This window comes from Colwellia sp. MB3u-45, assembly GCF_014077005.1.
Taxonomy (GTDB): Bacteria; Pseudomonadota; Gammaproteobacteria; order Enterobacterales; family Alteromonadaceae; genus Cognaticolwellia.
Genome location: NZ_JACGVC010000038.1, coordinates 73,121 through 84,848, shown reverse-complemented (window position 1 = coordinate 84,848; position 11,728 = coordinate 73,121). Strand labels below are relative to the sequence as shown.

Genomic DNA, 11,728 nt, shown 5'->3' with positions numbered 1-11,728 from the left:
TGTAAGTGCTCACTTAGGAAACTAGGCTCCGCGCTAGCACCTTGAACTGGACGGCAATTTTATCAATTGAATAGCGATAGAAAGTAGAAAAACTGATGCAGGCGAATACCTCATCGACAACAATTCAAATAGGCTGAGCAGTAACTCAAATAGAGCGAACGCTCAGCCTGTTCATTTTATACATTTAAAAATAAAAGTAGGAAAACAACATGAGTAAAGACATTCATGATCACCGCATACTCATATTAGACTTCGGTTCACAGTACACCCAACTCATCGCTCGTCGTGTGCGTGAAATTGGGGTTTATTGTGAATTATGGGCTTGGGATGTTACAGAAGAACAACTTAAAGCTTTTAATCCAACCGGTATTATTTTAGCTGGTGGACCTGAGTCAGTCACTGAGCATAATTCACCACGTGCGCCAGAGTATGTGTTTAATGCCGGTGTACCTGTTTTAGGTATTTGCTATGGTATGCAAACCATGGCTGAGCAATTAGGCGGCAGCGTTGAAAGCTCTGAGCAGAAAGAATTCGGTTATGCCGCGGTTGAAGTTATTACTAAATCTGCACTCTTTAATGCCATTGAAGACCATGTCAGTGAAAACGGTAATGCCTTGTTAGATGTCTGGATGAGCCATGGTGATAAAGTATCAGCTATTCCTGCCGGCTTCGTTACGGTTGCACAAACCCCTAGCTGTAAATATGCAGGTATGGTCAATGAAGAGAAGCAATTTTACGGGGTGCAATTTCACCCTGAAGTGACTCATACCAAGCAAGGTTTACGTATTCTTGAGCATTTCGTTGTTGATATTTGTCAATGTGAAAAGCTTTGGACATCAGCGTCAATTATTGAAGACGCGATTGCCAAAATGAAAGCGCAAGTCGGTGATGATGAAGTCGTACTTGGCTTATCGGGTGGTGTTGACTCATCAGTTGTTGCCATGCTGTTACATCAGGCAATTGGCGATAAGTTAACTTGTGTTTTTGTTGATAACGGTTTACTGCGTTTAAACGAAGGCCAACAAGTCATGGATATGTTCGGCGACCATTTTGGTTTGAATATCATTCATGTTAATGCCGAAAACCGCTTCTTAGACCGTTTGGCTGACGAGAGTGATCCTGAGAAAAAACGTAAAATTATTGGTAATGTTTTTGTTGAAATTTTTGATGAAGAAGCCAATAAACTCAGTAATGCTAAATGGTTAGCACAAGGTACTATCTACCCTGATGTTATTGAGTCAGCCGCGTCAGCAACCGGTAAAGCACATGTGATTAAGTCGCACCATAATGTGGGTGGCTTACCTGAACATATGAAACTTGGCTTAGTTGAGCCATTACGTGAATTATTCAAAGATGAAGTGCGTAAAATAGGCCTTGAGCTAGGACTACCTTACGACATGCTTTATCGTCATCCATTTCCTGGACCTGGTTTAGGTGTGCGAATTTTAGGTGAAGTGAAAAAAGAATATGCTGACTTATTACGTCGTGCTGATCACATTTTCATTGAAGAATTACACAAGCATGACTTGTATAAAAAAGTCAGCCAAGCTTTCACGGTATTTTTACCGGTACGTTCAGTTGGCGTGATGGGCGATGCACGTAAATATGATTGGGTAGTTAGCCTACGTTGTGTAGAAACTATCGATTTTATGACCGCACGTTGGTCACATCTACCCTACGAGTTCTTAGGCCTAGTGTCTAACCGTATTATCAACGAAGTGGATGGTATTTCTCGCGTAGTTTACGATATATCGGGTAAACCACCCGCGACTATTGAATGGGAGTAACTGAGCCTTAAGCGGGTGAGAACATTCAACTCTGCGTTAGCAGTACTCAGCGATTAAACTAGGCTTGGTGCTTTCGCCTTGAATTTGAATCTTCTTCCTGTGTTGATGACCTCAGTTATTTTTTCATTAATATTATAAAACCCTAAGGTGTAAACCTTGGGGTTTTTTATGTACTAGATGTTAGGGTATGCTGCGATTACATGGATATGAAGGCGCAGCGATTTTAACTATATCAAGGCGAGAATAATGACAATTGAAAGACTAGAGACTAAAGCGCGCATGAGCCGCATAGTGAAACACAATGGCACAGTTTATTTATGTGGTCAGGTTTGCGCTGACGCTACGCAAAGTATAACCGAGCAAACACAAACTATGCTAGATAAGGTTGAGACTTTATTAGTAGAAGCAGGGAGTTCAAAGCAGCATATGTTATCAGCCACAATATACCTAAAAACGATGACTGATTTTGCTGCTATGAACACAGTATGGGATGCTTGGGTGCCAGTAGGTTTTGCACCCGCTCGTGCTTGCGTGCAAGCGGCGATGGCAAGAGATGTGCTTTTGGTCGAAATAAGTGTTGTTGCTGCTTTAATATAATAGACTAGACAATAGATATTTAAGCAGTAGGGAAATTATGTTACAGCAATCATTAAAAACTACCTTTGGGTTTGATGAGTTTAGAACCGGGCAAGAGCAAACGATAACGCAGTTACTTAATGGTGACTCTTCCTTAGCCATTTTCCCTACCGGTGCTGGTAAGAGTTTATGCTATCAATTAGCGGCAATAAATTTACCGCATTTAACCTTGGTGGTATCGCCCTTATTGGCCTTGATGAAAGACCAACTCGCATTTTTGCATACAAAAGGTATTGCCGCGGCCAGTATCGATTCAACATTATCATTTGAAGAGAGTCAGCAAATTACCCGTGACGTTCGCTCGGGTAAAATAAAAATTTTGATGGTATCAGTTGAGCGTTTTAAAAATGAGCGCTTTCGTCAGTTTATTGAAGCTATTGCTATTTCTATGTTGGTGGTAGACGAAGCACATTGTATTTCAGAATGGGGTCATAATTTTCGACCTGATTATTTAAAATTGCCACGTTATCGACAAGAGCTCAATATTCCCCTAGTGCTTTTACTTACGGCCACAGCCACTAAACAAGTTAAGCAGGATATGGCTAATAAATTTGCTATTACTGATGAGCATATAGTGCAAACAGGTTTTTATCGCAGCAACTTAGATCTATCTGTTTTACCGGTCGCAGAAAGAGAGAAAAACCAAACACTGGTTGATTTAATTCGCCAGCACCAAGGCTGCGGTATTATTTATGTTACTTTGCAACATAGTGCTGAAAAAGTGGCTGACTTTCTGCAACAACAAGGTATAGCGGCAAAGGCTTACCATGCCGGTTTTAAAGATGATGTGCGCAAGCAAATTCAGCAAGACTTTATGCAAGGAAAAACCCCGATTATCGTCGCAACTATCGCCTTTGGTATGGGGATAGATAAAGCCAATATCCGTTTTGTTATTCATTATGATTTACCCAAATCTATTGAAAACTATAGTCAAGAAATTGGCCGGGCAGGTCGAGACAAAGCGAATGCCGCCTGTTTTACTCTGGCCAATCTTGATGGTATTCATACCGTAGAAAACTTTGTTTATGCTGACACGCCTGAGCGCTCAAGCATCGACTATGTGTTGCAAAACATACGTAACGAAATGCAAGATGGCCAATGGGAACTGCAAGTGCTGAGCTTGTCAAATGCCAGTAATATTAAACAGCTGCCATTAAAAACCTTATTGGTTCAGTTAGAATTACTTGGGGTTATTGACGCTAAATTTAGCTATTTTGCTGATTTTAAATTTAAATTTGTTACGCCAAAAACGCAAATCATCAGCGCATTTAATGCCGAGCGTAACGAATTTTTAGCACAAGTTTTTAATTGCGCAAAAATGAAGAAAATTTGGGGTGAGCCCGACTTTGATCTTATGTATGCGCGTCATCAAGCGCCGAGAAAACGTATTGTTGCAGCGCTTGAGTATTTAGCAGAGCAGCAACATATTGTGTTGGAAACGAAAAAGGCAACAGAAGTTTTTAGTGTCAACATGGCGGCGTTAGAAAATAATGCTTTGGTCGATACGCTTTTTCATTACTTTTCTGACAAAGAGCAAGCCGAAATCGAGCGTATCACTAAGCTGGTCGCGTTTTTTCAAAGTGAACATTGTTTAACTCAACAGCTCTCGCAATACTTTGATGATCAACGTGCACCAAAAAACTGTGGGCATTGTTCCGTTTGTCGTGGGCAGGTGGCAATATTACCTTATTCAAGCAATCATCAAACAGTGAGTGTTGACACTATTGCTCTCGGTATTAAGCAGTTGCAACAGCATTTTTCAACGTTAAAGTCTCCTGTCGGTGAATCAGCGAATATCTTGTCTACTGATACTATTTGTCGATTTTTGTCTGGCATGAGTGTGCCGTTATTTACCCGCGCTAAAGTGCGGCAATTAAGTTACTTTGGCGTTTGTCAGTATATGCGCTACAGCGAAATTAAAGCACAAGTCATACCTTTGGTATAATACCATATCACTAATTATCTGATCATTTTTACTGGTTAAAACAATCAACTACTGCGTTATTTATTTAATTATTAGAACAACTAGTTATTAAAATAAATGCCTTATATTTGGCCATTTTTCCTGCGTATAAAGTAGACCACCTAATTAATGAAATTGGTATAACTTGTGGTAGCGAGATATCAGACCGATCAAAAAAGGCACTTTATCAGTGCCTTTTTTAATATCAGCTTAGGCTAATCTAGCCTTGGCTTGGATTCATAAATGTTAGTGATCGTGGCCACAACCTTCTTCACCTTCAACATGAACATGGCCATGCGCTAACTCTTCTTCAGTAGCATCACGTACTTCTATAATTTCAACATCAAACTTTAAGTCCATGCCGGCCAACGGATGATTACCATCAACGGTAATCTCGTTTTCTTGTGCGTCAATGACGATAACGGTTTGTTCGCCTTCATCAGTCGTGGCGCGCAGCTGACTACCTACGTCTAAATCTTCAATGCCAGCAAACATTTCTTTTGGTACGGTTTGTACAAAGCCGTCTTCACGTTGTCCATAAGCATCGTCTGCACTGACTTCAACTTCAAATTTATCACCGGCTTTGTGATCAACTAAGGCTGCTTCCAAGCCAGGGATCAGATAGTTAGAACCTTGAATTACCGCTAGTGGGCTGTGATCATAAGAACTATCAATTAAGGTGTCTTCGTTATCAGATACTGCGTAATGCAGTACAACAACTTTGTTGTCGGTAATTTTCATATTATGTCCTATTCAGTGGTTGTGCTTAATTTGTAAGGTAAGGGTATTATGGTTAGGGCTGAGTCTTGGGTTTTAATTCTTAGCGCTGTGCTATTATCAACATCGTTAGCTAAAACGCCTTGTATGTAGGTCTGCATATTACTGGCTTGATAAACCGCTAATACATCACCGGCTTTACGCCAATTTTCACCAAGCTTTTTCTCGATGATATCACCGACGTTAGCCTCCATATCTTTGCCTGTTAGGGCAAAAAGCGCGCGTTTGTTTTTACCTAAATATTGCATACGAGCAACAGTTTCTTGGCCTAAATAACAACCTTTAGTAAAGCTAATGCCATTGATTGCTTGCAGGTTTAGCATTTGCGGTACATATTCTGCGACATACTGTTGAGAGAGCATGGGAAACCCAGCGGAAATCTCGAGTAAGTTCCAAAGCGCACCGTCATAGACTGGAAAATCAAAGGTTGCAGAAATATCAGCTAATTTATCAACGTTATCAATAATGATATAGCGGCTAATGTTGCCAGCAAGGTAAACCAAGGTGGTATTATTTTCGTGCACTACGGGTGTAAGTGTGTCAGGCACTTGTTGAAATAATGTCGCCATTTTAGCTGATGCTTGCTCGCCTGCAATGGCTAGATAAGCCAGTTCAGTGTCTTGGCTTATCTCAACTTTAGCAAAGACGGCAAATTTCTTTAGTTCTGCTAAAGACTGTTCAATCGAACTTGTTGGTTGGAGTAGGAAAAATTTTTCTTCACGCTCCAGTAAACGAAAAGCAGAAAATACTTTACCTTTGGCGTTACAGTGCGCGCCAATAAGGAGCTTTTCCTGCGCCAAGGTGTCAACGTCACAGGTAACTTGCCCTTGTAGGTATTTGATTTGTTCTTGACCCGTTAAGGTAATGGCGCCAATACTATCAAGGTTGATTGCAAATACTTCTGGTAATTCGTTATAACTAGGTAAGTTATTATTCATTATGTTCATCATCCGGCGATATTGCTAAAAAAAGGCTATTAACATCATAGGTGAGGACATTTATTCAGATTACAAGCATATAGCCGATTTTTCTGCTATTTTACTATTAAAAGTTTACTAATTTAATGATCAATTCGTGGCTATTTTAACTTTGGATTTGTTAGAATGTGGCGAGATTTTACTAATTAGAGTGATGTATGACATTAAAAGATAATAAACCTCGACTTCGCTGGGCTTGTCGACGCGGTATGCTAGAGTTAGATATACTTTTTATGCCATTTGTTGAAGAGGCTTACGATGAGTTATCTACTGAACATAAAGCTACTTTTGAGCGTCTATTAGAGTGTCAAGATCCTGAGCTATTCGCATGGTTTATGGGGCACGAAACTTGTGAAGACAAAGAGCTTAACGCCATGGTGCAGATTATATTACAGCGAGTTAAACTATAATATTAAGGTATCGCCTTCTAGGCATAGGGCGATATTTAACTTATTATTTTATTTCGGTTTTACTTATCTTACCTTAACCGTTCTTTTCGGCATTAGCTTTTGGCTGGGATTTTTTATGGCTGCTTTATTGGGCTTTATAATTTTTCTGTATCGCCAAGCCCCTGCGCCGCTAGCAAGTCAGTGGCTGATGTTATTTACCTCAAGCAAAGATAAAACTAAAGCGAATTTTGTTTTATCAGATACGGGTGAATGCCAATTTAACCATCAAAAAGCTTTGCAAATATCGGCTAACTCACAAATTAATTTGTGGGGCTATTGGTTGGTTTTTAGCAGCAGAGACGCCGTAACTACTCAACACTTTATTTTCAAAGATAGCTTATCTAGCAAAGATCAGGCGCGTTTGGCTCGCACTATCTTGCGGGTAAAAAGTTACGGATGAAAAGCGGTGACTGAAAAGTTACGGGTAAAAATACCTTATTACTCCACTGGTTTAAGTATAGTAATTTTTGCTTCTGTCAATAAATCAGGGAAGTCCAAGGTATAATGCAAACCTCGACTTTCTTTACGATCTAATGCTGATCTAATAATTAATTCGGCCACTTGGACTAAGTTTCGTAACTCCAATAAATTATTACTGACTCTGAAATGTCGGTAGTATTCTTCGATTTCACTTTGTAAAAGTTCGACTCGGTGCAATGCCCGCTCTAAGCGTTTTGTTGTGCGTACAATACCGACATAGTCCCACATAAATAACCGCAGTTCGTGCCAGTTATGTTGAATAACAACTTCTTCATCTGAGTCGGTAACTCGGCTTTCATCCCAGGCAGGTAGTGTTATGCAAGGTTTTGATATATCGATTTTTTGTTCAATATCAATGGCGGCGGCTCGCGCAAATACTAGGCACTCTAGTAGCGAGTTACTTGCCATACGATTAGCGCCATGTAGTCCGGTATAAGCGACTTCGCCTATCGCATATAGATTTTCAATATCGGTTTGGCCCTGTTGATTAATCATAACACCACCACAGGTGTAATGAGCAGCAGGTACCACTGGCATAGGTTGTTTTGTTATGTCGATGCCAAGGGCCAGTGTGCGTTCGTAAATGGTTGGGAAATGCTGCTTAATAAAATCACTGGATTTGTGGCTAATATCTAAATACATGCAATCGGCGCCAAGTCGTTTCATTTCAAAATCGATCGCGCGGGCCACAATGTCACGTGGCGCTAATTCAGCTCGTTCATCAAAGCTAGGCATAAATCGGCTACCATCAGGGCGAAGTAGCAGTGCGCCTTCGCCTCTTAGTGCTTCAGTCAATAAAAAGGTACCTGCCTCAGGATGGAATAAACAAGTAGGATGAAATTGATTAAACTCCATATTTGCAACGCGACAACCAGCGCGCCATGCCATAGCTATACCATCGCCACTGGCAACATCAGGATTTGAGGTATATTGATAAACTTTACTCGCGCCACCCGTGGCTAAAATAGTTTTATGGGCAAAAATGCGCTCAACGTGTTCATCATTTCGATTCCATACATAGGCACCAATACATTCACGTTCAGCATTGACTTTATTTTTTTGATAAACCAGATCAATAGCGTTATAGCGTTCAAAAATACGAATGCGAGGGTGATTTTTTACCTGTGATGCCAAGGTTGTTTGAATGGCTTGACCTGTGGCATCAGCTGAATGCAGAATTCTTCGGTGACTATGTCCGCCTTCTCGCGTTAAATGATAGCGAATATCTCCATTAGCAGCCGGTACATCTTGATCAAAATCAACGCCTTTATCAATCAACCATTCTAAGCAGTTTTTGGCATTTTCAGCGGTATGTTGCACTATGGCTTCGTCGCATAATCCGGCTCCAGCGATTAAGGTATCAGCGACATGTGAGGCAATACTGTCATTTTCATCGAAGACTGCTGCAATACCCCCTTGGGCATAAAATGTTGAGCCTTCGTTAATTTGGTCTTTGCTTAAAATAAGCACGTCGGCATTTTTGGCTAGGTGCAGAGCAAGCGATAATCCTGCTGCGCCACTGCCGATAATTAAAACGTCACAGTTGTGTTGTTGATTCATATATTCTTAAAATTAAGGTACAATAATCTATGACCCAATATAGCTTTTATTGCTGTTACAGAACAGCAGAAAACTATTTTTATAAACAAAATTTAATTTTTTTCAATATTTATCGAACTTTTTAACATAAGGCTAGTCCTACTTGTTGCGTTTGCCATGAGTTGTTGCGTTTGCTATGAGCCAGATGTAAACCAGATGTAGATAAGTGAAATAATGGCGAGTAGGAGATGGAGCTCAAATGAGCGAACAGAACGTTGACCAAAAGTTGGTTGAGCGGGTGCAACGTGGTGATAAAAACGCATTTAACCTGCTAGTAATTAAATATCAACATAAAGTAGCAAACTTGGTTTCACGCTATGTTAAAAATCATAGTGATGTGCCTGATATAGTACAAGAAGCATTTATTAAAGCTTATCGAGCTTTACCTAATTTTCGAGGTGATAGTGCTTTTTATACTTGGTTGTATCGCATCGCTGTTAATTGTGCGAAAAACCACTTAGTTGCCGGAGGACGTAAACCCCCTGGCTCAGATATTGAAATTGAAGATGCAGAAATGTATGACTCGGGTGAAGCGTTACGAGAAAATGCCTCACCAGAAAAACTATTACTGACCAATGAAATTAAAAGTGTCATATTTAAGACTATAGAACAATTGCCGGAAGATTTGCGCACTGCGATCAACCTCAGAGAGTTAGAAGGCTTAAGTTACGAAGAAATTGCAACGGTTATGGATTGTCCTGTTGGCACAGTACGTTCAAGAATATTTAGAGCGCGTGATGCAGTCGATAAAAAAATCAGACCATTGTTACAGCAATAGTGTTACAGCAATAGAGAATGCAGTAACATTAAATGCAAAAATAACAAGCTCAACAGCAGTACACGCAAGCATAATAAATATAGTATTAGCTGATAAAAGTGTAGTCTTTTGTTAACTAATGAATGAAGAGTTATTTTTTTAAGGTGTCTTTATGAGTGAAAATAAGTTTGAGGCAGTATCGTCGATTGTAGATAATGATCAACAAAACGATGAACTATTTGATGAAATCCTCAATGACTCACACTTGTCAGCAACCTGGCAACGTTACCATTTAATGGGTGATGTAATGCGCGGTGAAACTTCTGATGTTATTAATTTTGATCTGTCATCACAAATAGCGTCAGCGATTGCTGATGAGCCAACGATTTTAGCGCCTCATACTAGCAATAATCTTGTTGGAAAATTAAAAGCGAAAGTGGTGCAGTTTGCTAAACCCTTTGGTCAAATGGCCATTGCAGCATCTGCAGCCGGTCTTATGGTCATGGGCGTACAACAAAATAGCGCTGATACCGATGCTTTATTGCCGGCTAGTCAAGTGGTTAAAACTATGCCATTTGGTGGTGTTGCAGAACCCGTAAGCTTAAATTTTCAACAAACTAGTCGCAGCAGTGAGAAACAAGCTTTTATTGAACAACAAAGACGTTTCCAAGCGCTATTGTCAGATCATCAACAACAAATTAAATTAAGTTCAGTTGATGTCAATCATACATCACCACAAGATAAGGCTGAAGAATCAGCTAAATGAAACTAATATCAAGTCTGCTGCTATTGATTACCATTAGCACATCAGTAGCAGCCAATGAAAACATTAGCACACCAGTGGAGGCTAATGAAGACATTAGCACACCCATAGCGGCCAATGAAAACGAACAAGCCGAACCTTGGCTTGAGCGCCTAGCAACCTCTTTACAAACGCTTAACTTTAGTACCTCTTTTGTTGTGGTTAAAAACAATCAGGCAGAACCTTATCACTGGTTTCATGGTGTAGATGAAAGTGGTAATGAGCTAGAAATTCTCTCTTTGTTAAACGGCCCGCGCAGGGATGTTTTACGAAAGGACAATATTGTTAGTTATATCGAGCCAGAATTACCTCCATACTCAGTAACATCTCAACAAATAACCGGTCCTATACCTGCTGTTTTGCGCGAAGGTGTCACTGCACTTGGTCAAACCTATGATTTTATCTCTGTTGGGCGAAGTCGAGTGCTAGGGCGACCTGCGCAATTAATTCGTATTGTTTCTAAAGATGTCTATCGTTACGGACACTGGCTATGGTTAGACCAAGAATCTGGTATGCTATTAAAACTCGCTTTGGCAAATCGTACTGGTCAATTATTAGAACAAATACAGTTTACCCATTTAGATATCACTGATGCTTTAGGTGAGAGTTTATTGCAATTACAGCAAACAAGCTTGCCAAAAGTTATTGAAATTCCAGCCGGATATCAAGAGCAAGTACTGCAATGGCAAGTTAAATGGTTACCTGATGGCTTTAAACGATTAAATGCCAATCGTCATCGAATTTCTACCACTAAAAAACCGGTTGAATTTATGCTTTTTAATGATGGTTTAGTCGATGTTTCTGTTTACGTAAATCCCAGTGAAGACAACCAACGTGCGACTGATTATGTTATGGATGGCGCAACCGTGGTATTGAATCAAGTAGTTAACGGCTTTGAAGTCAGTGTTGTGGGTAAAATTCCAGCAAAAACGGCAAAGGCCATTGCTGATTCTGTTGTTTTAAATACTAATTCCACACCATGATAGAAGAACAAGCCACCGTCGTCGCTATTGACCATGACAATGTCACCGTTACCAGTTTGATAAAATCGGCTTGTGGTGGCTGTCAGCAAGTTGACAATTGTGGCAGCGGTCAGGTGGCAAAAGCTTTTCCACAGAAAAAACTTTCGTTGACCTTAACATCTTCACTAGCCTTAGAACTTGGCGATAACGTTGTGTTAGGCTTAAATGAAAGTGCGCTCTTGCAATCGGCTTGGCAAGTTTATTTATGGCCGGTATTAGGCTTGTTATTGGCTTCTTGGTTTGGCCAGTGGTTAGTGATTAACACCATACTGCCTCATGAAATTTTTGCCATTTTATTGGGTGTTATCGGTGGTTTTTGTGGCTTTATGCTAGCTAAAAGGCAACAAATAAAAAGCGCAACCTGTGCAAAACTGGCGCCAAAAATTATCCGTCGAGAAAATCAAAACATCATGATTACAGAAATCACTGATTGAATCGCAACAAAAGATAGCCCCAGCGCGCTAAATTCGCTAAAATCT

12 protein-coding genes are annotated in these 11,728 nt (G+C 40.2%); 9 read left to right on the top strand and 3 right to left on the bottom strand.

Features of this window, described 5'->3' with window-relative positions; genetic code table 11:
- The first annotated feature begins 209 nt into the window (after window positions 1-209).
- The 3 genes from guaA (at window position 210) to H4J41_RS02925 (ending at window position 4,368) form a co-directional block, all read left to right on the top strand.
- Window positions 210-1,787: a glutamine-hydrolyzing GMP synthase gene (gene guaA, locus H4J41_RS02935; RefSeq protein WP_182134899.1), complete on the top strand. Its 1,578-nt coding sequence runs from the start codon at window positions 210-212 to the stop codon at window positions 1,785-1,787.
- Between the two features lie 246 nt (window positions 1,788-2,033).
- Window positions 2,034-2,384 carry a RidA family protein gene (locus H4J41_RS02930; RefSeq protein ID WP_182134901.1) on the top strand — a complete coding sequence of 117 codons (351 nt, stop codon included), beginning with the start codon at window positions 2,034-2,036 and terminating at the stop codon, window positions 2,382-2,384.
- A 37-nt stretch (window positions 2,385-2,421) separates the two neighbouring features.
- Entirely contained in the window at window positions 2,422-4,368 is a 1,947-nt protein-coding gene (locus H4J41_RS02925) for an ATP-dependent DNA helicase RecQ (RefSeq protein WP_182134903.1), read from the top strand.
- 264 nt (window positions 4,369-4,632) lie between these two features.
- On the opposite strand, the gene H4J41_RS02920 is transcribed toward H4J41_RS02925, so the two are convergent.
- Together H4J41_RS02920 and ygfZ are read right to left on the bottom strand one after the other, a co-directional pair.
- Window positions 4,633-5,127, bottom strand: coding sequence for a peptidylprolyl isomerase (locus tag H4J41_RS02920; RefSeq protein WP_182134905.1), 495 nt, complete (start codon window positions 5,125-5,127; stop codon window positions 4,633-4,635).
- A gap of 8 nt (window positions 5,128-5,135) precedes the next feature.
- Window positions 5,136-6,101, bottom strand: coding sequence for a tRNA-modifying protein YgfZ (ygfZ, locus tag H4J41_RS02915; RefSeq protein WP_259363322.1), 966 nt, complete (start codon window positions 6,099-6,101; stop codon window positions 5,136-5,138).
- Between the two features lie 197 nt (window positions 6,102-6,298).
- Between ygfZ and H4J41_RS02910 the strand changes: the two genes are divergently transcribed.
- Complete coding sequence (locus H4J41_RS02910) at window positions 6,299-6,550, top strand: succinate dehydrogenase assembly factor 2 (protein ID WP_182134909.1); 252 nt, start codon at window positions 6,299-6,301, stop codon at window positions 6,548-6,550.
- The gene (locus H4J41_RS02905; RefSeq protein WP_310649778.1) at window positions 6,492-6,989 is read left to right on the top strand and encodes a protein YgfX; all 498 of its coding nucleotides are present in this window, start codon (window positions 6,492-6,494) and stop codon (window positions 6,987-6,989) included. Before H4J41_RS02910 ends, H4J41_RS02905 begins: the two co-directional genes overlap by 59 nt.
- A 38-nt stretch (window positions 6,990-7,027) precedes the next feature.
- Here the strand turns inward: H4J41_RS02905 and nadB are convergent, their stop codons facing one another.
- Window positions 7,028-8,629, bottom strand: a complete 1,602-nt coding sequence (gene nadB, locus H4J41_RS02900; RefSeq protein ID WP_182134913.1) for an L-aspartate oxidase — start codon at window positions 8,627-8,629, stop codon at window positions 7,028-7,030.
- Between the two features lie 238 nt (window positions 8,630-8,867).
- Between nadB and rpoE the strand changes: the two genes are divergently transcribed.
- The 4 genes from rpoE to H4J41_RS02880 all read left to right on the top strand — a co-directional run bounded on the left by rpoE (window position 8,868) and on the right by H4J41_RS02880 (window position 11,683).
- Window positions 8,868-9,446 (top strand): RNA polymerase sigma factor RpoE, encoded by a 579-nt coding sequence (gene rpoE / locus H4J41_RS02895; protein ID WP_182134915.1) that lies wholly within the window; start codon window positions 8,868-8,870, stop codon window positions 9,444-9,446.
- A gap of 151 nt (window positions 9,447-9,597) precedes the next feature.
- Complete coding sequence (locus H4J41_RS02890) at window positions 9,598-10,191, top strand: sigma-E factor negative regulatory protein (RefSeq protein ID WP_182134917.1); 594 nt, start codon at window positions 9,598-9,600, stop codon at window positions 10,189-10,191.
- The gene (locus H4J41_RS02885; RefSeq protein WP_182134919.1) at window positions 10,188-11,210 is read left to right on the top strand and encodes a MucB/RseB C-terminal domain-containing protein; all 1,023 of its coding nucleotides are present in this window, start codon (window positions 10,188-10,190) and stop codon (window positions 11,208-11,210) included. The genes H4J41_RS02890 and H4J41_RS02885 overlap by 4 nt, the downstream gene beginning before the upstream one ends.
- Window positions 11,207-11,683, top strand: a complete 477-nt coding sequence (locus H4J41_RS02880) for a SoxR reducing system RseC family protein (protein WP_182134921.1) — start codon at window positions 11,207-11,209, stop codon at window positions 11,681-11,683. Before H4J41_RS02885 ends, H4J41_RS02880 begins: the two co-directional genes overlap by 4 nt.
- The last annotated feature ends 45 nt before the right edge of the window (window positions 11,684-11,728 follow it).

What these genes read in the sequence shown, in the direction of transcription:
- H4J41_RS02880 (WP_182134921.1), top strand. Translation starts at nt 11,207, where the DNA reads ATGATAGAAGAACAAGCCACCGTCGTCGCTATTGACCATGACAATGTC.
- rpoE (WP_182134915.1), top strand. Translation starts at nt 8,868, where the DNA reads ATGAGCGAACAGAACGTTGACCAAAAGTTGGTTGAGCGGGTGCAACGT.
- nadB (WP_182134913.1), bottom strand. Translation starts at nt 8,629, where the DNA reads ATGAATCAACAACACAACTGTGACGTTTTAATTATCGGCAGTGGCGCA.
- ygfZ (WP_259363322.1), bottom strand. Translation starts at nt 6,101, where the DNA reads ATGAATAATAACTTACCTAGTTATAACGAATTACCAGAAGTATTTGCA.
- H4J41_RS02910 (WP_182134909.1), top strand. Translation starts at nt 6,299, where the DNA reads ATGACATTAAAAGATAATAAACCTCGACTTCGCTGGGCTTGTCGACGC.
- H4J41_RS02890 (WP_182134917.1), top strand. Translation starts at nt 9,598, where the DNA reads ATGAGTGAAAATAAGTTTGAGGCAGTATCGTCGATTGTAGATAATGAT.
- guaA (WP_182134899.1), top strand. Translation starts at nt 210, where the DNA reads ATGAGTAAAGACATTCATGATCACCGCATACTCATATTAGACTTCGGT.
- H4J41_RS02885 (WP_182134919.1), top strand. Translation starts at nt 10,188, where the DNA reads ATGAAACTAATATCAAGTCTGCTGCTATTGATTACCATTAGCACATCA.
- H4J41_RS02930 (WP_182134901.1), top strand. Translation starts at nt 2,034, where the DNA reads ATGACAATTGAAAGACTAGAGACTAAAGCGCGCATGAGCCGCATAGTG.
- H4J41_RS02920 (WP_182134905.1), bottom strand. Translation starts at nt 5,127, where the DNA reads ATGAAAATTACCGACAACAAAGTTGTTGTACTGCATTACGCAGTATCT.
- H4J41_RS02925 (WP_182134903.1), top strand. Translation starts at nt 2,422, where the DNA reads ATGTTACAGCAATCATTAAAAACTACCTTTGGGTTTGATGAGTTTAGA.